21 protein-coding genes are annotated in these 23,695 nt (G+C 58.3%); 1 reads left to right on the forward strand and 20 read right to left on the reverse strand.

Translation table 11 applies throughout. The annotated features are described in order from the left end of the window. Positions 1-45 precede the first annotated feature (45 nt). The 8 genes from alaE to acs all read right to left on the reverse strand — a co-directional run bounded on the left by alaE (position 46) and on the right by acs (position 8,976). Positions 46-648, reverse strand: a complete 603-nt coding sequence (alaE, locus tag AS89_RS0109730) for an L-alanine exporter AlaE (RefSeq protein ID WP_010132386.1) — start codon at positions 646-648, stop codon at positions 46-48. A 336-nt stretch (positions 649-984) separates the two neighbouring features. After that, positions 985-1,971, reverse strand: a complete 987-nt coding sequence (locus tag AS89_RS0109740; RefSeq protein WP_010132387.1) for a TIGR00341 family protein — start codon at positions 1,969-1,971, stop codon at positions 985-987. An 18-nt stretch (positions 1,972-1,989) separates the two neighbouring features. After that, positions 1,990-4,038, reverse strand: coding sequence for a TonB-dependent receptor (locus AS89_RS0109745; RefSeq protein ID WP_237709666.1), 2,049 nt, complete (start codon positions 4,036-4,038; stop codon positions 1,990-1,992). A gap of 154 nt (positions 4,039-4,192) precedes the next feature. Further along, on the reverse strand, positions 4,193-4,582 hold the full coding sequence (locus tag AS89_RS0109750) for a VOC family protein (protein WP_010132389.1): 390 nt from the start codon (positions 4,580-4,582) through the stop codon (positions 4,193-4,195). Between the two features lie 134 nt (positions 4,583-4,716). Further along, positions 4,717-5,133: a RipA family octameric membrane protein gene (locus AS89_RS0109755; protein ID WP_010132390.1), complete on the reverse strand. Its 417-nt coding sequence runs from the start codon at positions 5,131-5,133 to the stop codon at positions 4,717-4,719. A 31-nt stretch (positions 5,134-5,164) separates the two neighbouring features. Next, positions 5,165-5,641 (reverse strand): YciI family protein, encoded by a 477-nt coding sequence (locus AS89_RS0109760; RefSeq protein ID WP_010132391.1) that lies wholly within the window; start codon positions 5,639-5,641, stop codon positions 5,165-5,167. A gap of 45 nt (positions 5,642-5,686) precedes the next feature. Next, complete coding sequence (locus AS89_RS0109765) at positions 5,687-6,538, reverse strand: universal stress protein (protein WP_010132392.1); 852 nt, start codon at positions 6,536-6,538, stop codon at positions 5,687-5,689. A gap of 500 nt (positions 6,539-7,038) precedes the next feature. After that, positions 7,039-8,976, reverse strand: coding sequence for an acetate--CoA ligase (gene acs / locus AS89_RS0109775; protein WP_010132394.1), 1,938 nt, complete (start codon positions 8,974-8,976; stop codon positions 7,039-7,041). Between the two features lie 351 nt (positions 8,977-9,327). Here acs and AS89_RS0109780 point away from each other — a divergent pair, with 351 nt between their 5' ends. Continuing rightward, a complete protein-coding gene (locus tag AS89_RS0109780) occupies positions 9,328-9,681 on the forward strand; it encodes a cupin domain-containing protein (RefSeq protein ID WP_010132395.1) in 354 nt (117 codons plus the stop codon). A gap of 188 nt (positions 9,682-9,869) precedes the next feature. Here the strand turns inward: AS89_RS0109780 and AS89_RS0109785 are convergent, their stop codons facing one another. The 12 genes from AS89_RS0109785 to mutL form a co-directional block, all read right to left on the reverse strand. Beyond that, a complete protein-coding gene (locus AS89_RS0109785) occupies positions 9,870-11,066 on the reverse strand; it encodes a multidrug effflux MFS transporter (RefSeq protein WP_010132396.1) in 1,197 nt (398 codons plus the stop codon). A 237-nt stretch (positions 11,067-11,303) separates the two neighbouring features. Continuing rightward, on the reverse strand, positions 11,304-12,551 hold the full coding sequence (locus tag AS89_RS0109790; protein ID WP_010132398.1) for a lytic murein transglycosylase: 1,248 nt from the start codon (positions 12,549-12,551) through the stop codon (positions 11,304-11,306). Positions 12,552-12,733: 182 nt separating this feature from the next. Then, the gene (gene trhA, locus AS89_RS0109795; protein WP_010132399.1) at positions 12,734-13,402 is read right to left on the reverse strand and encodes a PAQR family membrane homeostasis protein TrhA; all 669 of its coding nucleotides are present in this window, start codon (positions 13,400-13,402) and stop codon (positions 12,734-12,736) included. A 195-nt stretch (positions 13,403-13,597) separates the two neighbouring features. Beyond that, complete coding sequence (locus AS89_RS0109800) at positions 13,598-14,920, reverse strand: adenylosuccinate synthase (RefSeq protein ID WP_010132400.1); 1,323 nt, start codon at positions 14,918-14,920, stop codon at positions 13,598-13,600. Between the two features lie 119 nt (positions 14,921-15,039). Beyond that, positions 15,040-16,230, reverse strand: coding sequence for an ATP phosphoribosyltransferase regulatory subunit (locus AS89_RS0109805; RefSeq protein WP_010132401.1), 1,191 nt, complete (start codon positions 16,228-16,230; stop codon positions 15,040-15,042). 61 nt (positions 16,231-16,291) lie between these two features. Next, positions 16,292-16,477, reverse strand: a complete 186-nt coding sequence (locus tag AS89_RS0109810; RefSeq protein ID WP_010132403.1) for a DUF2065 domain-containing protein — start codon at positions 16,475-16,477, stop codon at positions 16,292-16,294. Between the two features lie 163 nt (positions 16,478-16,640). Then, the gene (gene hflC / locus AS89_RS0109815; RefSeq protein WP_010132404.1) at positions 16,641-17,516 is read right to left on the reverse strand and encodes a protease modulator HflC; all 876 of its coding nucleotides are present in this window, start codon (positions 17,514-17,516) and stop codon (positions 16,641-16,643) included. A gap of 11 nt (positions 17,517-17,527) precedes the next feature. After that, the gene (gene hflK, locus AS89_RS0109820; RefSeq protein WP_010132405.1) at positions 17,528-18,682 is read right to left on the reverse strand and encodes an FtsH protease activity modulator HflK; all 1,155 of its coding nucleotides are present in this window, start codon (positions 18,680-18,682) and stop codon (positions 17,528-17,530) included. Between the two features lie 90 nt (positions 18,683-18,772). Next, positions 18,773-20,110, reverse strand: coding sequence for a ribosome rescue GTPase HflX (hflX, locus tag AS89_RS0109825; protein WP_010132406.1), 1,338 nt, complete (start codon positions 20,108-20,110; stop codon positions 18,773-18,775). 178 nt (positions 20,111-20,288) lie between these two features. Beyond that, on the reverse strand, positions 20,289-20,576 hold the full coding sequence (gene hfq, locus AS89_RS0109830; RefSeq protein WP_010132407.1) for an RNA chaperone Hfq: 288 nt from the start codon (positions 20,574-20,576) through the stop codon (positions 20,289-20,291). Between the two features lie 181 nt (positions 20,577-20,757). Further along, the gene (gene miaA / locus AS89_RS0109835; protein WP_050901677.1) at positions 20,758-21,681 is read right to left on the reverse strand and encodes a tRNA (adenosine(37)-N6)-dimethylallyltransferase MiaA; all 924 of its coding nucleotides are present in this window, start codon (positions 21,679-21,681) and stop codon (positions 20,758-20,760) included. A gap of 43 nt (positions 21,682-21,724) precedes the next feature. After that, entirely contained in the window at positions 21,725-23,629 is a 1,905-nt protein-coding gene (mutL, locus tag AS89_RS0109840) for a DNA mismatch repair endonuclease MutL (protein WP_010132409.1), read from the reverse strand. Between the last annotated feature and the right edge of the window lie 66 nt (positions 23,630-23,695).

Consider the following 23,695-nt stretch of genomic DNA (forward strand, 5'->3'; position numbering starts at 1 on the left):
AGGCGCATTGGAAGCCACTCCCTCAGGCAAGTCAACTTCACGCGATTACAGTGATTTGCCACCGCAGGGGACGCTATCCATGTCGCGCGCAACAGGCGCCCCGGCATTGCGGCGCGCCCAGATCCGGCGCAGGAAATCGAGGTAAATCCCGTACGGACGCCCAAGGATCCCGGCAATCATGGCGAAGGTAATACAGGCAGTGGCAATCTCTGCCATGGATGCGCCACCGAGCATCATATTGATGGTGTAAAGCGGCAGCTGGAAGCTCAGGAACACGAAAGTATCCACCGCATAATTATGCACAGCACCGCCGCGGCCAAAGCGATTTACTATCCAGGCGCGGTACATACTGAACGGCCGCGCGATCACCGAGTTGAACACCACCGCCAGCAGACGGACCTTCAGGTGCTCACTCCAGCTCATCCCTGCCAGCAACAGCTCGATGGGAATGGCAATTGCCCAGGAAAAACTATTCATGGCAAACACGTCGAGGAGCCACTCGCTCCAGCGCGTACGGCGGTTGCGACGCTCGTTGACCTGCGAATTCGTAGACTGGGTGGTTGCAACCGGCTGCTCGTCCTCCAGTACCATAACGGGAGGAGACACAGGGATGGCTTCGGTTGCCTGCGACAGTGACTGGGGCGACATAGTGATACTTGACCTAAACCGCGGCAGGCTTGTGGCCCCCACAGGCGAGAACTGGACATTATTTGGTCACTTTTGGTGACGCCGGCGATTATATCCACCAAATCGGCAAAATCCAGCCTTACCATATTAAATATTTATTATTTTTCGTAAATGCATCCTACTTTATGGTTATTGCCTCTTAAACCATCCTAAGCAATGCGCGATTTGGCAGACAAAAAAGCACGCCCAAGGCGGTACCAGTCATATGGTACGGGGTGCGGGGTGCGGGGTGCGGGGTGCGGGGTGCGGGGTGCGGGGTGCGGGGTGCGGGGTGCGGGGTGCGGGGTGCGGGGCAGACTATTGCAGATTGAACTGGTCGCGCAGATAGATGGCCCCCATCAATAGCAGCAGGGTACCCACCCACACGGCGATATAGATCTTCATCGCCTTGTTCGCGGATTTTTTCTGCCACCAGGTGCGCGGCTCAATCCCCTTCATCAAAAACACCAGTTTGCAGGCCAGATTGACGCACACGATATTCACCGCCAACAGCAGGCCGGCCCCCAGGGCCAGCTGCCATTTGCCCGAGCCGATCATCATGCCGAAAGTGGCGGCCGGCGGCAGCAGAGCAACGGCCACCATCACCCCGACCAACACACTGGACAGTCCGGAGGTCATCGACAGTGCTGCGGCAGCGCCGGATGCCAGCGCCAATACGACCGAATCCCATCCCACATAGGTGCGGGACAACAGCTCGTTGCTGAGGGTCCCCCAGGGCCAGATCAGGCCAATCACCACCGACAGGCCCACGGCTACCGCAAGCCCTACCACCAGTGTTTTCAGGGCGCTGCGCATCAATGCGGGGTCCGCCAGTGCGGTGCCGAGGCCAAATGCCATATTCGGCCCCAGCAGCGGTGCGATCACCATGGCACCGATGACCGCTGCGACGTTGTTTTCCAGCAGGCCGATGGCGGCAACCAGCGTGGACAAAATCACCAGGATCACGTAATTCCGATCCAGCCGGGCGCTCTTTTCCGCACTGGCGTACAACGCCTCGCGCGCCGCCAGCGCCGTATCCTCCTTCTTGCGCTGCGCATCACTGGGCTTGGGCAGCGACAGCTCTACCGGAATAACCAAAACGCGCGCGCCCGCCACACCATCCACCAGCGGCGCAAGATCGTCGAGAAACACCTGTACCTTGTCGTCACTGGTCAGCAGGCGCATGGCCTGGTGGCCGCTCTGCACCGGACCCTCGATACGAAACTCCTCGGCCTTGCGCGCTTCGGCAATTGCCGCGACACGGTCGGTATCGCGCGGGTCGGTGAGGATGGCGAGCAGTTTCACAGTAGTTTCCGCAGGCGATCAGAATTGGTAGCGCAACGCTGCGCGCAGGGTGCGCGGCTCGAAGATGTGGTAGTGGAGGTCTTCTACCCCTGCGGCCCCCTCACCCGGAAGGCGCGACGCATAGAAGTAATCCACATCGTGGTCATCTGAATTCAGGGCGTTCAGCAGGTCCAGCTGCAACCGCCAGCGATTCAGGTCGCGCCCGAGGCGAAGATTTACCAGCAATGAACCCGCCGACTCGACCGCACCATCCTCCAGCAACGGGTAGGCACTGAAATGGCGCAAATGTAGCGACGCAAACCAGCCGCTGTCACCCCTATAGTTGATGGCCGCGCTGGCCACCAGCGGAATTGCGCCGGGAATTTCATTCCCGGCGGGATCGGAACCGGCAAATTGCGCATCCGTATAGGCGAGCTCCAGCTCGCCACTAATCTGCTCCGAGGCAAACCAATAGAGACCGGCCTCTAGCCCCTGTCGATCGCTGGGCCGGCTGGCTTCGGTATTGCCCGCATCGCCCACAAACAGCAGCTCGGAATCCAGCGCCAACTGCCACAGGGCAAGGGTTGCGTGCAGCCGGTCGGTGACAAACAGCCGCGACCCGAGTTCTACCCCGCGGGACTCAACCAGCGGGTCCACCGCGTCTACCCTCTCCGCCGAAACCGGGTCCACCTGAATGACCGTACCGCGGGCGTCATTGGAATGCAGCCCCTGCCCGTAGCTCATATAGAATTCAGATACAGGCCACGGCTGCCAGGCGAGACTGGCCTTCAGCGATGCCTTGCCATCACTGCGTTGCCCGCTGTTTTGCGCAAGGCCCGCATTTACAGAAAAGTCGTAATGGTCGTAACGCAGCCCCAGATAAGAGCGCAGGGTGTCGGTCCACTGGTACTGGTTAACCGCGAACAACCCCAGGCTATCTTCCACAACCTGATCTTCGCGCACCGTCCCCGTTACGTTGCGAGCGACGGTGCGATACAGACCGACCTTGTCGATATCATCGCGGCGCCCCTGCAGGCCCAGGGTCCAGCTGGCCGCATCGCGCTGCCAAACTTGCGAAGCCTCAAACCCATATACACGGCGATCATCACGCTGTTGGAATTGGTCACCCTGGTCGGGAAAATCCAGCGCATAGGTAAAATTCGACCAGAGGGTGAAGTCGTAGTCGATGACATAAGCACTGACGGCAAGCTCACCGGCCACCGCTGCACCCGTCCAGCCAGCGGAAAAGCTGTAACGCTGCGTATTACCGCCGAGCGTGGTATCCAGGGAGCCAAAGGCATCAATGACGCCCTGAGTCACTGCGCGCGCCGGGATCTGGTCGGGTGAATTCCAGCGGTTGTCGTACCCCATAAACGTCAGGTGCCCGCGGCCGCCGGCGAGATCAGAAGACACCTTACCCAGCAGGTTCGTTTTATGTACCGACTCGTCGATATCGCTCCAGGGCCCATCATAGCCCTGCCACTCTGCCGCCAACATCACATCGCTACTGGACGCCGAGAGCGACTCCGCAACCACCGCGCGACGATAGCCGTACTCGCCGAAACTCAGCTCGGCGAGGCCCCTGGGTAAGGTGTCCGCCAGTACAAACTGTGCAGAACCGGCCGAAGAAAAATCCCCAACTTCCGCATAATACGGCCCCTTGCGATACCGCAGCCGCTGAACCGTCTCCGGGATCACGAAATTGAGGTCGGTGTAGCCCTGCCCGTGACCGTGAGTACGTAGGTTCACCGGCATGCCATCGACAAAGGTGGCGAAGTCGGTGCCGTGATCGAGGTTAAACCCGCGCAAGAAATACTGGTTGGCCTTGCCGCTGCCAGAGTGCTGGGTGGCCACCATGCCCGGCACAAATTCCATCAAGTCGCCGGTACGGATTAGCGGCCAGGTACCGATTTCTGTGGGCCCCACCTCACCCTGTGAAGCCGAGATCGCCTCGCCGTTTAAATTGATCTGTCGCCCAAGCACCGCCACTTCTTCCATGGCTTCTCGATCATCTTCCGCGTGGGGACGTGGCCGGTTGGCCTCTGTGAATCCATTCACAGCGACGGTCAACATGAAAACTAGGGACATCAATGCCTCACTATTATTTTTAGGCGGCGGCTTTCCAAGGTGAGATGGACTGCGCCACCGCATGCACAATGCGACGGCACATCAAACGTATTGAGTGCACTTCAAGATAGTTGAGGATGCTTGCACTGCCAGAACAGCGGGAGGAATTTCGGCGTCAAAAGGCATCTGCGGGGATATGACACACCACCTCTACCTGGTGTCCATCCGGGTCGCGCACAAAGGCACTGAAGTAGTCTGCGTGGTATTCCGGACGCAGGCGTGGCGCACCACTGTCCTCGCTGCTGTCATCTGCCGTACCCGCCTTCAGCGCAGCCTGGTAAAAAGCGTGCACGGTTTCCCGGTCTTCTGCGCTAAAGGCAATATTCACGGCGGGCGCCGTGGTCGAACCACCTTTGATCAGTAACTGCGGCTTACCACCCCAGCCAAACCCGGCCCAGTCACCCATCTCCATCGCCAGCTCATACCCCAGGGGCGCGAGCGCCGCCAGGTAAAATGCCTTGCTGCGCTCGTAGTCGTGCACAGTCAAACCGATATGGTCGAGCATGATGAAGACCTCCCGCTAGAGATTTTTCCCGTTTGGGAGATGAGTATAGATAGCGCGCGGCGACAGCTGTGCCTGCGAGCAACCTAACAGAACTAGTCAGGCAGGAACTGGGAGGCAGCAGGGAAAGAGGCGTATCAAATGATGCCGAAACAGGCGAGCAGCCCGAAGACAACAACCGCAGTGCCGCAAATAAATTGCCCGAGGATCAGCGCGCGGATAGCGAAGGTATAGCGAATACAGCGGCCCTGATTGTTCAGGTCACGGGTGAAAATTCGTGCCGGTTCAGGCAACTGTGCTTCTATGGCGCGCAAACCAGGCACCGTCAGGTTCAGTAATTGCCGACTGCGCATATCCATCACCCAGAATATGGCCGACACAATCACTACAAATCCACCCAGCAGCACCAGAATGAGCGGATGAAACCCTTTTTCCACCGCGGTAAAAATACCGCCATCGGCGAACATGGAAAGCACCACAAAAAAGTTAAAGGCTTTTAAACGCTGCTCGGCGTTAAAACGATAATGGTCACACAGGTACTGCTGTTCGTTCACGGAAGGACTCTAACTGCGAAAGATGAAACGACTACGGCGCTTGCTGAGACAGCTTGCCGTGTAAATCATTGACGGTTTTTAGTGCCGCAGAGCCATACCAGGGGTGTAGCTCCATCACTAGGCGCCCGGCCTGTATTGCCGGATCGGTTTCCGTTAATTTGCGCGCTTCTTCTACCGTATCCACATCAAATACATAGATTCCGCGCAACGCACCACCATCAAGAAATGGGCCTGCCAGAACCAACACGCCTTCGTTCGCCAGGCGCTGGATATTTGCCATGTGTGCACGTTGTAACTCCGCAGCGGTGGTTTCGTCCTGATCTCGATTGGGCCCGGCCTTTAGCAGCGCCAGTACATATTTGTGCATCCCATACTTGTCGGCACCGAGTTCTGCTGCCAGCTGTGGGTCGTAGGTGGGTTTGGTCTCGACGGATTCTTCGGCTACGGCACCTGTCGCCAGCAGCACGCTCGCGAGAGCCGAAATAATCCAGTTGCGTAGTTTGATCATGTTATTACTTATTATTTTTTATCGGGTTCTGGAACAAAAAAATAGTCAGGGCACAATCAGTACATCGGTGTTGGCACGGCCTAGAATACGCTCGGCGGTATTGCCCAGCAAGAAGCCTTTTGGCCCTTTGCGTACCCCACGGCCGACAAGGATTGCGCGCGCTTTATTGCGATCCACCACGCGATTGACTTCAACCGCGGGCTTGCCGGTAACAAAATGTGTTTTTTTACATTTTACCCCGCTGTCGGCAATTACCGTATCGATTGCTTGCAACAAAGCACCCGCTTGCTCGCGGAATTCATCCAGGTCCGCCACTTCATCTGGGGTAGGCACACAGGCCACGGCCTCCAGATCGGCCCCGACCAGTGAGGCCAATTTACCACCCACGGAAAGTACGCGCTGGTTTAGCTCCACATGCAGGGGGTTGTCGATAGCGGGATCCAGTGCGCCAACAATGCGATCGCGCTTGACCCAATCGGTGCTCACCGCGAGCCATAGCGGCGCGGGAAGCGCCTCAATCATCCGCCAGTCGATGGAGCCAAAGCCGCCACGGCCAAATTGCTTTTGCGCAGTTTTTACCACCAGGTCGCAATCATTGGCGGCGAGGTAGTCGAAGGTCCAGTAGGGGATATCGTGATGCCAGATGACTTTGGCGGTCGAACCTGCAGGAAGTGAGTACTCGCTTTGCAGATCCTGCAGCCACTTATTGCGCTCATTTTGTATCTGATCGCTGACGTTCAGTACAGAACCGGACAACAGCGGAATGGAGACCACGGGCTCGTAGACAAAACTCACCAGATGCAGCTTCGCGCCTGACTTTTCCGCCAGCTCCAGCGCCCGCTCCAGGGCTATCTGCTCATGCTTGGGCTTGTCGAGGATGACGAGAATATTCTGCATGTGGCCTCCGTTGCTACAGGGAAGTATTCAGCACCATTAATTAAATCATCGGAAATTGGTTTTGTCTTAGTTTGGATCAACTAGAAAATTTTTGTGGTATCCACTGTCTTGCCATAGTGGCGGACAAACACAGGGGACGGATTTTCAGGACCGCTGTGAACCCATCCCTGGGCGCTGCGTCGCAAACATCCTGTTTGCGACGCTCCTGAAAACCCGCCCCCTGCGCTTGCCCTTCGTATGAGACGCTTGGTGGAATCAGGAGCTATCAGGGAATTGTTATTTGACGCCCTCAAATCGCTAGGTGGAGCTGCAAGGGCCTACGAGGGTCTGGGGTTCAAATTGAAGGAGGGGCGCTGGGTGTTCGTTTTCGAAAGCGTCGGCGACAGGGACGTCGCCGATGCAGCGTACAGGGATGTATTTACAGCGGTTTCGAAAACGAATACCCAGTGCGCCGCCGCCACAGCGCCTTCATTAGAACCCCAAGCGGCGAAACAATATCGTTATTTATTGGCGCGATGATCCACCAGCTCATCAACCACAGAAGGATCGGCAAGCGTGGAAGTGTCACCCAGAGAATCCAGCTCGTTGCAGGCGATCTTGCGCAGAATACGGCGCATGATTTTGCCAGAGCGGGTTTTCGGCAGGCCTGGGGCCCACTGGATGATGTCGGGCTTGGCAATGGGGCCGATTTCCTGCACACACAGGTTGATCAGTTCCTTGCGCAATTCCTCAGAGGGCTCGCGGCCATTTTTCAGGGTCACATAGCAGTAGATGCCCTGACCCTTGATGTCATGTGGATAACCCACCACCGCGGCCTCGGCAGTATCTTCGTGCAGCACAATCGCACTTTCGATTTCTGCGGTACCCAGACGGTGGCCGGAGACATTCAATACATCGTCGATGCGGCCGGTAATCCAGTAGTAACCATCGGCATCGCGGCGTGCGCCGTCTCCGGTGAAGTAGTAGCCGGGGAAGGTGGAGAAATAGGTATCGATCATGCGCTGATGATCGCCGTAGACACTGCGGATCATGCTCGGCCAGCTGGCCTTCATCACCAGAGCGCCTTCACCTTCACCGTCGATTTCCTGGCCTTTTTCGTCCAGCAGGGCCGGCTGTACACCGAAGAACGGGCGTGTCGCGGAACCGGGTTTCATCGCGGTCGCGCCGGGCAGCGGGGTAATCATGTGCGCGCCGGTTTCGGTCTGCCACCAGGTGTCCACAATCGGGCAACGATTTTCACCGACCACATTGTGGTACCACTCCCAGGCTTCCGGGTTGATCGGCTCACCCACGGTGCCCAGCAGTTTCAGCGAGCTGCGGTCACACTTGGTAACGAAATCATCACCGGCACCCATTAATGCGCGAATCGCGGTTGGTGCGGTGTAGAAGGTGTTTACCTTGTGCTTTTCCACAACCTGCCAGCAGCGGGAGGCATCCGGGTACGTGGGTACACCTTCAAACATCAGTGAGATGGCGCCGGCGCACAGCGGGCCGTACACGATGTAGCTGTGGCCGGTAATCCAGCCCACATCGGCGGTGCACCAGAAGACGTCACCTTCTTTGTAATCGAAGGTGTATTTGAACGTCATGGTGGAGGCCAGCAGGTAGCCGGCGGTGGTGTGCAGTACGCCCTTGGGTTTACCGGTTGAGCCGGAGGTGTACAGGATAAACAGCGGGTCTTCCGCGTTCATCGGTTCGGGTGCACAGTCGGTGCTTTGTTCGGCCACGGATTCGGCGTACCAGATATCGCGCTTGCTATCCCAGTCGACATTCGCGCCGGTGCGCTTGACCACCACCGCGGTATGCACGTCCGGGCAGCTAGCCAGGGCCTTATCCACATTCGCCTTCAGTGGCACCTTGCGGCCGCCGCGCACGCCTTCGTCGGCGGTGATCACCAGGCGGCAATCGGAATCGAGAATACGGTCTTTCAGGGAGTCAGGAGAGAAGCCACCGAACACCACAGAGTGCACGGCGCCAATGCGGGTACAGGCAAGCATGGCGTAGGCCGCTTCCGGGATCATGGGCATGTAGATGCACACGCGATCCCCTTTGTTGACGCCGCGCGCCTTGAGCAGGTTCGCCAGGCGGCCTACGTTGTCGTGCAGCTCCTGATAGGTAATGTTTTTGCTGTCGGCCGGATCATCACCTTCCCAGATCAAAGCGGTCTGCGCAGCGCGAGCCGGTAGGTGGCGATCGATGCAGTTGACGGAAACATTCAGTTCGCCGTCGGCAAACCAGGCCGCGTGGCCCTTGGTCAGGTCTTCCTCAACCACCTTGGTGAACGGCTTGCTCCACTGCAGGAAGTCGTTAGCCTGCTGGGACCAGAACGCCTGCGGGTCCTCAACGGACTGGCGGTACATGCGCTGGTAATCGTCGTTGGTGACGAGGGTGTTGGCGGCAAAAGTTTCGGGCACCGGGTAGGTGTGCACTTCGGACATCGTTTTCTCCCTTATTAGTATTATCGGGATGCTGCACGGCCCCATTCATTGAGGCCTGTTGGCTGCAGGCATCACAGCGATACGCCCGGCAATCGCTATGCCCGGCGCGTTGTGTGGCTCTGCTGTGGCTTTCTGCCACTGCGCCACTGATATTCGCGTCGCTGCTATCCCGACAAGTTATACCACTGGCGGCAACCATATGACAACGCTGTCACCATTCCTGCCCCTCCATCATAGCCTGACCACTTTGCGCTTTCCCAGAGGCGTGCCGGAATCCCGTGCCTTTTTTGCCGCGAGCAGGCAAAATGTGCCAACAAAAGTGATCACATTTTGAATTTGCCGGAGGTAGGTATGACCGCGAAGTTGATGCGTGTTACAGAAGGTAAGGTAGCGAGAGAGTCCGGGGTGGTAGCGCCGGAGAAGGTGCTGACTGGGAACCCGCAGCAGTGGACCGAGCACTTTTTCACCAACAAGAAGGAAAACTTCTTCTGTGGTATTTGGTCCTCCGATGCCGGCAAGTGGTCACTCACTTACAGCGAAGACGAGTTCTGTTATATCATCGATGGCGAGGCAATCATTACCGATGCCGATGGTGATAGTGAGCGAGTTACCACCGGCGATGCGTTCTGTATCCCGGCCGGGTTTGAAGGGACCTGGGAGACCATCGGCTCGGTCAAGAAGTTCTACGCCATATATGAAGAGTAAATCAGCGTGAGGCGCCACCTCGGGCGCTTCACATTGGCTCGGTTTAGACGGATCGGTTCAGGCCAAATCTAATTCAGGTAAACAAAGCCTAAACTGATCTCAATTAACCTAACCCGTAGTTAACACCACCACCCTCTCCCGCACGAATATGTGCCCTATGGATCTCCCCATCAACGGAATGCCCCGACTCACTCGCTAACAGGGTGCAAAGGGCGGCGCAAGGTAACAAAAAACAGGATTACCGAAGACATACCGCATACGGCAATGGATGCCACCAACGTGAACGGTGATCCGTCAAATACCGCACTGACAATAACAATTGCAATTGCACCCAATACCATCTGTAGAGTTCCGCCTAGAGCCGCTGCGGTGCCGGCGATTGGCCCATGCTCATCCAGAGACAGCACCATAGTTGTTGGCACAATCAAGCCGAGAAAGGCATTCGATAAGAGCAATAACGCCACCAGAACGACAAAATTGTCCACGCCAGAAATATTCAGCAGCAAATGTACAAGTGCGGTCAGCGCGAACCCATTTACCGCCCACTTCACCACGGCAACACCACCGAAGCGCTCACCGAGGCTGGCTGCGAACTGGCTTGAAGTAAAGAACCCAAGCGCATTCAAGGCAAAGGCCAGACTGAATTGGGTGGGGGTAAGCCCGTAGTACTCGGTATAGAGAAATGCGGCAATTGCGAGGAATGAGAAAAAGCTGGCGGTTCCCATACCGCCAATCAGCGTCATTCCCATAAAGGTAGGATCGCGAAACAAGACCCTGAAAGCAGCGAACATCGCAGAAATTTTCACAGGCACCCGCTCCGCCACCGGCAGGGTTTCCGGTAAAGCAAAGCGGATCAACAAAAGGCTCACCACAGTTGCGGCGGCTACCGCATAGAAAACGATTGGCCAGCCAAATGGATTCATCAGCAAGCTGCCCACAAGCGGTGCCAGCATCGGTGAAATTGATATCACCAACATCACCAAAGCCATCAAACGTGTAGCATCGGTGCCGGTGTAGCGGTCGCGTATAATCGCACGTGGAATCGACATCACCGAGGCCGCGCCAACGCCCTGGATAAACCGCATAGCGATTAGCCATTCAATTGTGGGGGAAAGCGCACAGCCAATGGATGCCAGGAGAAATATCGCCAACCCGAAGTACAGCGGCGGTTTACGGCCAAACATATCCGCCGCGGGCCCGTAGAACAGCTGGCACACGCCAAAGGCAACAAAAAAAGACACCAGCGTGTACTGGGACTTGGTCGCGGAGACACCAAAGTCTTCTGCCATCGCCGGCATGGCAGGGAGATACATATCAATGGCGAAGGGCCCTACGCAACTGAGCAGCCCCAAGATCAACGCCATTTTTACAAAATCGGATTTCATCAAGCTCGGACTTATTTTCGGAAGCGCTTCCGGTACAACCCCCGGACCAGCATGCGTCCGAGCCTTTGGTGAGTCTATCAGCCCTCGCGGTAAGTCCAAAGCAGGCCAAATGTCATTGGGGGAACTTCACTTTCCGATCCGTCTGGGCCTCTGCAGTTATTGGCACACAAATAAAAAACGGTGTCGTGCCAGTCAATAGCTGACTGCCACGGCACCGCTTATTTGTGGAAGAAGGTGTCAGTTCTTACGGATCAGCTCCAGTACCTCTTTACTGGGGAAACCCTGCAGATCAACGCCGACACTCTCTTCAAACTTAAGGATGGCTTTGCGCGTACCGCCGCCGGCCTTGCCATCGATCTCACCATCGTAGAAGCCTTTTTCCTTGAGCTTGGTTTGCAGCTCAATAACTTCATCGCGGTCCAGTTTGGTGAAGGGACGCTTCCAATCTTTGCTGAGCGGGGGCGCGCCACCGATCTGGTCGGCGAGGATACCCACCGCCGCGGCATAGCGGTCGGAGTTGTTGTAGCGTTTGATGACGAAGAAGTTCTTCAGCATCAGGAAAGCGGGGCCTTTGCGGCCAGCGGGAAGTTTTAGCTCGGCGACATCATTCGGACGAGGGAACTCCTTGCCGCGTACACGTTTTACGCCGAGCTTTTCCCACTCGGAAATCTTCAGCTTACCCGCCGGCAACTTACGATCCGGGATGGTGACCTCGTAGCCCCAGGTTTGCCCAGATACCCAGCCATTCTTTTTCAGCAGGTTGGCCGCGGTTGCCAGCGCATCGGGCACGGAATTCCAGATGTCTTTTTTGCCATCGCCGTCCATATCGACCGCATAGGCCTGGTAGCTGGTCGGAATAAACTGGGTGTGCCCCATGGCGCCGGCCCAGGAGCCGGTGAGATTACTTTCGTCGATTTTGCCGCTCTGCAGAATTTGCAACGCCGCCAGCAGCTGGCTGGTGCCGAATTTTTTACGCTTGGGATCCGCGTAGGCAAGTGTGGCCAGCGAGCGAATCACACTGCGCATGACGGTTTTGTTATCCAAGATGGCGCCAAAGCTGGACTCCATGGACCAGATCGCCAGTAGGATATTCGGGTTTACACCTGACTGCTTCTCAATCTTGTCGAGCCAGGGTTTCAGCTCTTTCTTCTTGGCCTTGCCGCGCTGCACCGCGTATTTGGTTACACGGTTATCAAAGTACTGCCATACCGGCGCCTTGAACTCTGGCTGGAAGCTCGCCTTATCCAACACCCACTGGTCCGGTGAGTCGATGCCCTTGAAGGCGCGGTCGAAGGTCTCTGGCGTAATACCCTCTTTCAGGGCCTGCTGGCGAAATTCCTTTTTCCATTTTTCGAACCCCGGATCTGCAGCGGCTACCGCTACTTGCGCGCCCACAATCAACAGAGCACACAGGGATAAAAATGCGAATAGGAATACATGGTGACTACCGGTGCGACGCGCCGGCAAAGAGGCAACTTGGCCCATAACAGCTCCTTGGCAATAACAGCTCGCACAAGGGTAGAACGGAAGGCTGGCAACGGAAAGGGAGGATTGACGCCAGTCATTCAGGGTGTGACTGGAACGACACTTTTTTCCACATGTTCGACCCGCCGCGGGCGGGCCGAAAAGTCGGGAAGTTGATCCGCTCGGATTAGCGCCCGGGAAAATCAGGGCGCCGGCGGAATTACATAGAACAGTACGGCAAAGAAATGCAGTACGCCGCCTGCCAGTACAAACAAGTGCCATATGGCATGGTGGAAGCGCAGGCTACGCCACAGATAAAACGCAATGCCGCCGGTGTAGCACAGGCCACCCAGCACCAGTAGCAGTAGCCCGCCCGGCGCCAAGTTGTCCATCAGCGGTTTCACCGCAGCGACGATTACCCAGCCCATCAGCGCACTCAGGGTAATGGACAGGGCGCGGATCTTCTTCAGCGGCGAGAACTGGATAATCAGGCCCAGCAGGGCGAGTCCCCAGATAACGCCAAATATTGTCCATCCCCAGGGGCCACGCAGGGTGACCAGAGTAAAGGGCGTATAGGTTCCGGCGATCAACAGGAAGATGGCGGAGTGGTCCAGGGTGCGCAAAATTTGCTTGGCACCGGCGTGGGTAACGCTGTGGTAAAGGGTCGAGGCCGAAAAGCACAGAATCAGGGTGGCGGCATAGATGCTGCTACTGACGATATGCCAGGCATCCCCGCGCAGGGCGGCAAAGGCACACAGAACGCCAAGGCCGGCAATGGCCAGCAAGGCGCCGACACCGTGGGTGACGCTATTGGCGATCTCCTCGGCTGCGGTGTAGCGAGTGGCGACCTTGGCGGTCATGCTATTGGACATGGCGCTTACCCTTTGGGTTACCGAATCTGCACACGGTGAACAACCTGTTGAGTGTCGCAGAAAAATGTGACTGTAAATTGAATTACAGTTCCATGATCAGGATTTGTACGGCGGGAGGCAAGCAATGTTTGAGACCGGCGAGTATCGCCGGCCCCAAACTGGGAGGGTTCCTGACGGGTCGATTGACCCAGGGGATTAGATGCTGGGGTTGTGGATACCCATCTCGCACAAGGCGGAGGATTCACGCACGATGGTCTGTACGCGGTCTGGGCCGGTAGAGATGATATCGATGGGCGCGCCCACCAATTCTTCGATACGGGCGATGTAGTCACGCGCAGCCTGCGGCAGCTCCTTTTCGCGCTGCACACCAAAGGTGGTGTCGCTCCAACCCGGCATGGATTCATAAACCGGCTCTACGCCTTCCCAACCAGCGGCGTCGAACGGTACCGGCACTTCTTCGCCGGCAGCGTTGCGGTAGCCCACACAGATTTTTACTTCTTTCAGGCCGTCCAGAACGTCCAGCTTGGTCAGGCACAGGCCGGAGATGCTGTTAATGCGGATAGCGTGGCGCACGGCAACGGCATCGAACCAGCCGGTACGACGCTGGCGGCCTGTGGTAGCGCCAAACTCGTGGCCCTTCTCGCCCAGATGACGGCCCACTTCACAATCCAGCTCGGTGGGGAAAGGACCACCGCCCACGCGCGTGGTGTACGCTTTGGTGATACCCAGTACGTAATCCAGGTACAGCGGACCAAAACCGGAGCCGGTGGCGGTGCCACCTGCGGTGGTATTGGAAGAAGTGACAAACGGGTAGGTGCCGTGGTCGATATCCAGCAGAGAGCCCTGGGCACCCTCAAACAAGATGTGTTCGCCGTTCTCACGCGCTTTGTGCAGCATATCCGCCACATCAGCGATCATCGGTACCAGCTCTTCACGCCAGGCTTCCGCCAGCTTGAGGGTTTCCTCGTAGCTGACCGGCTCCACCTTGTAGTATTCGGTCAGGGCAAAATTGTGGTATTCAAGCAGCTCCTTCAGCTGGGCACAGAAGTTGTCCCAGTTGCACAGGTCACCGAGGCGCAGGCCGCGACGGGCCACCTTGTCCTCGTAGGCCGGGCCGATGCCGCGGCCGGTGGTACCGATCGCCTTGGCACCGCGGGCTTTTTCACGGGCCTGGTCCAGAGCTACGTGCACCGGCAGGATCAGCGGACACGCGGGAGACAGACGCAGGCGCTTGCGCACCGGCACGCCGGCGGACTCGAGACCGCCCATTTCCTTGAGCAGGGCTTCCGGAGACAGCACCACGCCGTTGCCGATCAGGCAGGTAACATCGGTGCGCAGAATACCGGAGGGAATCAGGTGCAAAACGGTTTTTTCGCCGTTGATCACCAGGGTGTGGCCGGCGTTGTGACCGCCCTGAAAGCGGACTACCAGTGCGACTTTCTCGGTCAGCAAATCGACGATCTTGCCTTTGCCTTCGTCGCCCCACTGGGTGCCCAGCACCACTACATTCTTGCCCATGTGTGTATATCTCGTGTCGTCAGTTCAACGTTAGACGGGCGGAAAATAACTGTCGGCCGCGCCCGTCTAGCGGCCAGAAAGTGCAATAAAAAGTTCGACTCAATCGAATAGCTTAGGCTTCAGCCCCGTGGTTTCACCACCCACTCGTCGCCTTCGCGCACCAGTTCGCGGTCGCAGCGGGCCAGGGTCTCTGTGTCGTCACTGCCTTCGCCAGGCATGGTGCTGATGACAATCTCGCCGTCGGCGCGCAGCGCGCCGATAGTTTGCCACAACTGCGCGCAGTCGCCGGCGGGGGCGAGAATCGCGGCGGCTTCGGCTCCGCCGTTCTGCCCCAGGGTATTAATCGCCACCAGGTCGGTACTGAAGCCGGTGGCTGCACGGTCGCGCCCAAACACCGCGCCGATGCCGTTGTAGCGGCCACCGTTGGCCAGCGCCTGACCGTGCCCCGGGGAGTAGGCGGCAAATACCAGGCCGGTCTCGTAGTCGTAACCGCGCATCTCACCCAGGTCAAAAAACAGCTCTACTTGGGGATAACGACGCGCCACCGCGTCCGCGACCTGCTGCAATTCGTCCAGCGCATTGCGCAGGGCCTCGGGGCCATCGGCGAACAGTTCGCTGGCGCGCGCCAGGCAACCACTATCGCCGGCAAGGCGCGGCAAGTTGCGCAGCCATTTCGCTGCCTGCGCGTCGGCAATATTATCTTCTACCCAGCGCTCGATATCCGCCACCGCCTTGCTTTGCAGCAACGCGATCAACGCGTTCTGCTGGGCTTCATCCAGCTGTGCGGCATCCGCGAGGCTGCGGAAAATGGCCACATGGCCGAGATCCAGGTGGATCTCGCGGATCCCCGCGGTGCGCAGGGTTTCCACCATCAGGCTAATGACTTCAATGTCGGCCTGCAGGCTCTCGACGCCATACAACTCGGCACCGATCTGAATCGGCGCGCGCGGGCCCATCGGCGAACGCGGGCGGGTGTACAACACCTGACCGGCGTAACACAGGCGGTTGGCGCCACTTCTGGGGAAACTGTGGGAATCGATACGTGCGGCCTGCGGGGTGATGTCCGCGCGAATACCCAGGCTGCGTCCAGATAACTGGTCGGTCACCCGGAATGTACTCAGGTCTACGTCGCGCCCCATACCGATCAGCAAGGAATCGGTAAATTCCACCATCGGCGGAATGATCATCTCGTAACCCCAGCGGTGGTAGAGATCGAGCAGATCTCGGCGCAGGGTTTCCACCCGCTTGGCGTCCGCGGGCAAAATCTCGGCGATGCCATCCGGTAGCATCCAGCGTTTGGCTTGGGTCATGATGTGGGCGTTCGATAGTTAGCGGGCGGCCTTCTGGCCGGGAGAATCTCGGTCCTGAAGCTCAGTCAAACAGCATCAGCAGGGCCGTGCCGGCGAGCATACAAACGAGCCCCGCCGTGCGCAGGCTGCGATTATCCACAGATGCCAACTGCTGTACCAGTGCGCGCCAGCGCTTGGGGTAGAGAAAAGGCAGAATGCCCTCGATGATCAGCACCAGGCCGATGGCCCGGACCAGCTCGTCCCACACGTTGGTCGTTCCTCAGGACTATTGCACAAACAGGTACAGCAAGAGATTCGTCAAACAGGCCGGCACAAAAAAACCGGGCGCCGGCCCGGTTTTGGGGATTTTACCACTATTTTGTAGAGCTGTGGCCACTGAAGTGGCCACGAAATAGTCATAACTACCTGCGTTATTCCCCGGAAGGATCCTTCAGGTAACGGAAGAACTGGCTGTCTGGCTCCATCAACAGCATATCGCTCTTACTCTTGAAGGACTCTTTATAGGCCGTCAGGCTGCGGGAGAAACGATAGAACTCGGGGTTCTTGCTGAACGCCTCAGCGTAGATCTGAGCGGCCTCGGCATCAGCCTCACCGCGCACCTCTTCCGCCTTGCGATACGCTTCGGATTCGATAACCACCTTCTGGCGGTCCGCGCTGGCGCGGATACGCTCACTGGCTTCCTGACCCTTTGCGCGGTGGTCACGGGCTTCCAGCTCACGGCCGGCACGCATACGCTGGAACACCGATTCGGATACTTCCGGTGGCAGGTCGATACGCTTCACGCGTACATCCACGATCTCAACCCCGAGATCCGTTTGCGCGGTCTTATTCAGATTAGTGGTGATTTCTGCCATCAGCTCATCGCGCTGGCCACTCACTACCTCGTGCAGGTCGCGTACACCAAACTGGTTACGCAGGCGGTTGTTGATCTGCTCTGCCAGCAAGCGCACAGCATTGCGCTCGTCGCCGCGGGTCGCCACATAGAAGCGGCCCACATCGAAGATGCGGAACTTCGCGTAGGAGTCCACCATCATGAACTTGTTTTCGCTGTTCAACATCCGTACCGGCTGGGAATCCACGGTCTGGATGCGCGCATCGAATTTGCGCAGCTCATGTACCAGTGGAATCTTGAAATACAGGCCAGGCTCGTAGTCCGTGCGCACCACTTCACCGAAGCGCAGCAGCACCGCTTTTTCGGTTTCTTTCACCACAAACGCACTGCTGGATACCGCGAGCACCGCGAGCAAAACCAGCGCGATGACAAAAAGAGATTTGTTACTGTTCATTGCTTCTCTCCTTATCGTACGTCGCGGCTGCGGCGGCTATTGGCCACTTCGGTACGCAACTGGTTGATGACACGCTGGGAAATCTCATCGACTACCTGCGGAGAGACCTGGGTGCGCTGGCTGGCGCTGCTCGCACTACTCTCGGCCAGCTTGTCCAGCGGCAGGTACATCATGTTATTGCCGCCTTCCACATCGACCATCACCTTGGAGGTGTTTTGCATCACTTCCTGCACCGCGTCCAGGTACAGGCGCTCGCGGGTTACTTCCGGCGCGCGGGTGTATTCGGTCAACAGCTTTTCAAAACGCACCGCCTCACCGCGGGCGCTCTCTACAATGCGCGCCTTGTAGGCTTCCGCCTCTTCGATCATCCGCTGCGCCTGACCGCGGGCCACCGGAATCACCTGGTTGGCATAGGCCTGGGCTTCGTTCTGCAGACGCACCTCGTCCTCACGGGCACGTACCACGTCATCGAACGCATCCTGCACTTCGCGCGGCGCCTTGGCGTCGGTGAGGTTGACCACGTCGACACGGATGCCGGTCAGGTAGAGGTCGAGATATTCCTGCAGGCGCTCCTGGGTGTCAGCGGCAACCTGGGTACGATTCTGCGAAATAACCCCATTCAACGTCTGTGATCCGACGACGTGACGCAGGGCACTGTCGGTGGCTTCCTGCAGGCTCTTCAGCGGGTCAGCCACACGCAGAACGAAAGACTCTGCATTATCGATGTGCCACTGCACCTGCAGCACCACGTCCACAATACTCGCATCCTCGGTAAGCATCTGACCGGTGGTGCGCTCGGTACGCACCTCGGTCATATTCACCTTGGTGACATGATCGATCAGCGGCGGGTTCCAGTGCAGACCGGCGGTCTGGGTGTTGTGGTATTTGCCGAGGCGCAGGACCACGGCAGATTCGTTCGCGTCTACCTGGTAAAAGCCCCACAGGCCATAAACCACGGCGAGGACGATGAGTACCAGCGACCAGGGGAAGCTGGCATTGCCACCGGGGCGACCATCGTCACTGCCGGAGGGTTTGCCGCCAAACAGGCCGTTAAGCTTCTGCTGCATTTTACGCAGCACTTCATCCAGATCCGGTGGGCCATCGTTGTTGCGATTGCCACCACCCCATGGGTCTTTGTTATTACCACCCGGCTCGTTCCAGGCCATTTACTCACTCCAACTGTGCAATTTATTAATCATTAGCTGACGCAAATTCTAGCATTGAATGCCTTGGCTGCGCCGCGCCTCGCGTAATCGTTAATCGAGCTCCCAGTCTTCAGGACGGGGCTCTTCTTCCGGCTTCTCCGGCAACCACTGCGGCGGGTTACCTACTGCGCGGAAGGGTGCCATCAGGCGCTGTAGTTCCGCGCGCGGCAGTAAAACCTGCAGTTCGACGTCGCCATTGTCGCGATAACTTTCATTTTGTACCGCGTTCCCCTCGAACAGTTGAGCGCGCAGGCGCGCATGCTGCGGGGGAATAACCAGGGCGCCGCTCACCATTTGCTCGCCGATGCGCTCGGCAATCGCTTCTACTAGCAGGTCACAACCGGCTCCGGTTACCGCTGACAACCATACCGCACGGGGCACCCCCTGATCATCGCGGTCGATGCGCGGCTCGGCATCAGCCAGCAGGTCCAGTTTGTTGTACACGAGCAGCTGGGGCAAATCTGCCGCGCCAATTTCCTCGAGTACCGACTGTACTTCCTCAATCAGATGCAGGCGATTTTCCGCCGCCGCGTCCACCACATGCAGCAGAAGCGTGGCATTAGCCGCCTCTTCCAGGGTCGCGCGAAACGCCTCTACCAGGCGGTGTGGCAGGTGGGATACGAAACCCACGGTGTCGGCCAGGACCATCGCCCCGACATTGGGCAAATCCACTCGCCGCATGGTTGGGTCCAGTGTCGCGAACAACTGATCCTGCACATATACGTCGGAACTGGTAATTCGGTTGAATAGCGTGGACTTACCGGCGTTGGTGTAGCCCACCAGGGAGACCGTCGCGACTTCCGCGCGGGAACGCCCGCGCCGCCCCTGCTCGCGCTGGCGACGAACCTTGTCCAGACGCTTTTCAATCGAGTCGATACGTGCGCGCAGCAAGCGGCGGTCGGTTTCCAGCTGGGTCTCACCAGGACCGCGCAGGCCAATACCGCCCTTCTGGCGCTCCAGGTGGGTCCAGCCACGCACCAGGCGGGTAGACATGTGGCGCAGCTGCGCCAGTTCCACCTGCAGCTTGCCCTCGTGGGTACGCGCGCGCTGCGCAAAAATATCCAGAATCAATCCTGTGCGATCGAGCACCCGGCATTTCAGCTCGCGCTCAATATTGCGCTCCTGACTCGGGGAGAGGGTGTGATCAAAGATCACCAGTTCCGCGCCGTGCTTGGTGACGGTTTCCTGAATTTCTTCCAGCTTACCGCGGCCAACAAACGTCTTGGGATCTGGGGTGGCGCGCTGGCCAAAGATAAAAGCCACCGGGTCGGCACCGGCTGAGAGCGCCAGCTCCTCAAATTCCCGCGGGTCATCAGGGCTGTCGATGGCGGAAAGTTCCAGGTGGACCAAAACAGCAAGTTCACCGGATTCCGGGCGATCAAAAAACAAGGATTATTCTCTTGAACTCAATAGTTGCGCCGCACACCGTATTATTCAATGCACTGACGCCGAACAACAGACGCCCCGGACGAGCCGGGGCGCTGAATACAACTTTCTGGAGGCCGGCGCTGAACAAAAGCGGGATAAACCCCAGCATTAGCCCAACACCGTAAACACCCGCTTCGACTTAGCCGCCGAAGCTATCGCGCTCACCGCCTTCCGGTGCGCCGCCTTCACCACCCGGGCCAGCCGGATTCATCAGCGGAACACGCACGGCGCGGGACGGCACTACGGTGGAAATCGCGTGCTTATAAACCATCTGGCTAACGGTGTTTTTCAACAGCACGACAAACTGGTCGAAAGATTCAATCTGGCCCTGCAATTTGATGCCATTCACCAGATAGATAGAAACAGGGATACGCTCTTTACGCAAAACGTTCAGGTAAGGGTCTTGTAAGCTGTGCCCTTTTGACATCATTGTTCTCCTTGCCAAAAGATAGGTCGCCAGATGACGCACGAACGCGCCCGCGAATTCCGCGGACTAAAAAACGGCCATGGTGATGCGGCGTATAAAAAAGAGCCAAAAAATAGACAGGGCTCTGTGAATAACTGACTGATTTGGGACGGACACACCGGCCCACTCACGTTATGGCTGCTCAACCGAGAAATTTCAAGGCCTCTGGCAACATTTCCTCGATTTTGCGGACTTTCCCGCCAGGCTCTTGTGCGCCGATTCGAATAAGGTCAGGCCAGCGCCGCAACCAGGTGAGCTGGCGCTTGGCCAGTTGGCGGGTGGCGGCAATGCCTGCAGCCACCATCTGTTCGTAATCGGTGTCGCCATCCAGGTACTCCCATACCTGACGGTATCCCACCGCGCGAATCGCCGGCAGATCCTTGTGCAAATCACCGCGCGCGCGCAGCGCCTGCACCTCTTCAATGAAGCCGTTTTGCAGCATCCGCTCAAAACGCTCGGCAATCCGTCGATGCAAAATACTGCGATCTTCGGGCACGATCGCCAACTGCTGCACCACATAGTGCGCCAGTGGCGACTCCCGCTCCTGCTCGGCACGCAACTGGGTCATGGTCTTGCCGGAGAGGTGGAACACCTCCAGCGCGCGCTCGATGCGCACCGAGTGATTGGGGTGCAGCTCTGCCGCCAGTTCTGGATCGATCTTCTGCAGCTCCTGATGCAGTGCCGGCCAACCTTCCCTCTCGGCCCGCGCCTCTGCCTGGGCACGGAATTCGGGATCCGCCTCTGGCATCTCTGCCATGCCCTGTAATAGAGCCTTGAAATAGAGCATGGTTCCACCCACCAACAGCGGAATTTTGCCGCGCCCGCTGATCTCTTCCATCGCCGCCAGCGCGTCGCTGCGAAAACGCCCGGCGGAATAGCTCTCCGCCGGATCGCAGATATCAATCAGTCGATGCGGGTATCGCGCCAGCTCCTCCGGCGTGGGCTTGGCAGAGCCGATATCCAGCCCGCGATAGACCAGTGCAGAATCCACACTGATTAACTCGACCGGCAGGCTGTCACTGATCGCCATGGCCAGATCGGTCTTCCCCGAAGCCGTAGGGCCCATCAGGAAGATAGCGCGGGGACGGCCTTCAGCCGAAGCGTTCAAGTTACTGACCTCGCATAAACCATTTATCCATATCTGCCAGCTTGACCTGCGTCCAAGTGGGACGACCGTGATTGCACTGGCCACTGCGCTCGGTGCGCTCCATATCCCGCAACAGGCCATTCATTTCCGGAATGGTTAATTTGCGATTTGCACGCACGGAACCGTGACAGGCCATGGTGGAGAGGATCTCGTTGATCTGATTGCCGATGCGATCGCTGCTGCCCTCGGCCAGCAGATCGCTCAGCACATCGCGCACCAGCTGTTCCACCGGGGCGCTGTGCAACATGCTGGGTACCTGCCGCACCATCAAGGTTTCCGGCCCGGCACGCTGCAGCACAAAGCCGAGCGCAGTGAATACTTCCTCACGCTCCTCGAAGCAGTCTGCCTCGCGCTCGCTCACGGCCAGGCTTACCGGCACCAGCAGCGGCTGCGCCTGAATACCGCCGGCGGCATGGGCGGCCTTCATCTGCTCGTACACGATACGCTCGTGAGCCGCGTGCATATCCACCACCACCATGCCGTGCTCGTTTTGCGACAAAATATAGATGCCATGGAGCTGGGCGATGGCAAAGCCGAGGGGTGGTGTTTCACCTGCTTCCTCCGCAGGTACTTGCTGCGACCAGGCGGCGCTTGATGTCGCGCCTGCGGTCACGGCCGGTGCTTCCCGCACACCGGTATCCAACGGCTTGTGCAGCTCGCCGTAATTGTGCATTTGCTGCTGAATCCTGTCCGCGGACGGCTGAGTGCCGGCGCCGCCGATTCCGCCAAACCCTGGACTGGCCGTCTGGGCCGGTGCGGAAGCTAGCGCCATGCGTTCCTGGCCGGCAAACTCGCCGGCGGCGACACCGGAAACCTGCGGCGCATGAGAATGCGCTTCATCCTCCTCGTCGCGCGCCCCCGGGCGTACATCCGCCAAGGCCCGATGCAAAGAGCCGAAGAGGAAATCGTGCACCAGACGGCTATCGCGGAAGCGCACTTCGTGTTTGGTGGGGTGCACGTTGACGTCCACCGCGGCGGGATCCAGCTCAAGGTACAGCACAAACGCAGGATGGCGACCGTGGTACAGCACGTCGGCAAAGGCACGGCGCACCGCATGGCTTACCACCCGGTCGCGAATAGCTCGACCATTTACGTAGAAAAACTGCAGGTCGGCCTGGGAGCGTGAAAACGCGGGCTCCGCCACCCACCCCCACAGACGCAGGCCACTGCGCTCCATTTCGATATGCAGGGCGTTTTGCATAAACGCCGGGCCACACAACTGCGCCACCCGCCGTTCCATCTCCGCCCTCGAGGTGCCACCGCGCAGGTTGTGCACGCCCTTGCCGTTATGACGCAGGCTGAAAGAGACATCGAAACGGGCGAGCGCCAGGCGTTTGATGGTTTCGTCAACGCGATTGAATTCGGTTTTTTCCGTGCGCAAAAACTTGCGCCGCGCCGGCGTATTGAAGAACAGGTCCCGCACTTCAACCGTGGTGCCACGCGGATGTGCCGCCGGCGCCAGCTGAGTTTCCATTTCCCGCCCTTCCGCGGTTACCGTCCAGCCTTTACCGGATTCATCGCGGCTGCTGGTCATGGTCAAGCGGGCAACGGAGGAAATACTGGCAAGCGCTTCACCGCGAAAACCGAGCGTGGCCACGGCTTCCAGATCTTCCAGTGCATGGATTTTCGAGGTGGCATGACGGGCCAGCGCCAAATGCAGGTCTTCTTTCTCGATCCCCTTGCCATTGTCGCGCACCATAATGCGCTTCACGCCCCCCGCATCCAGGTCGATTTCCAGACGGGTAGCGCCGGCGTCGAGACTGTTTTCCAGCAACTCCTTGATCACGGAAGCCGGGCGCTCGACCACCTCACCGGCGGCGATCTGGTTGGCGAGTCTGGGGGAAAGTAGTTGGATATTTTCTGGCATGGAGGTTTGAAAGCTGTGTGTCGTCTCTGCCGCCCCCACTCAGGGGCTCTGTGTATCGGGGCGGGC

Source organism: Microbulbifer agarilyticus S89 (genome assembly GCF_000220505.1).
Taxonomy (GTDB): Bacteria; Pseudomonadota; Gammaproteobacteria; order Pseudomonadales; family Cellvibrionaceae; genus Microbulbifer; species Microbulbifer agarilyticus_B.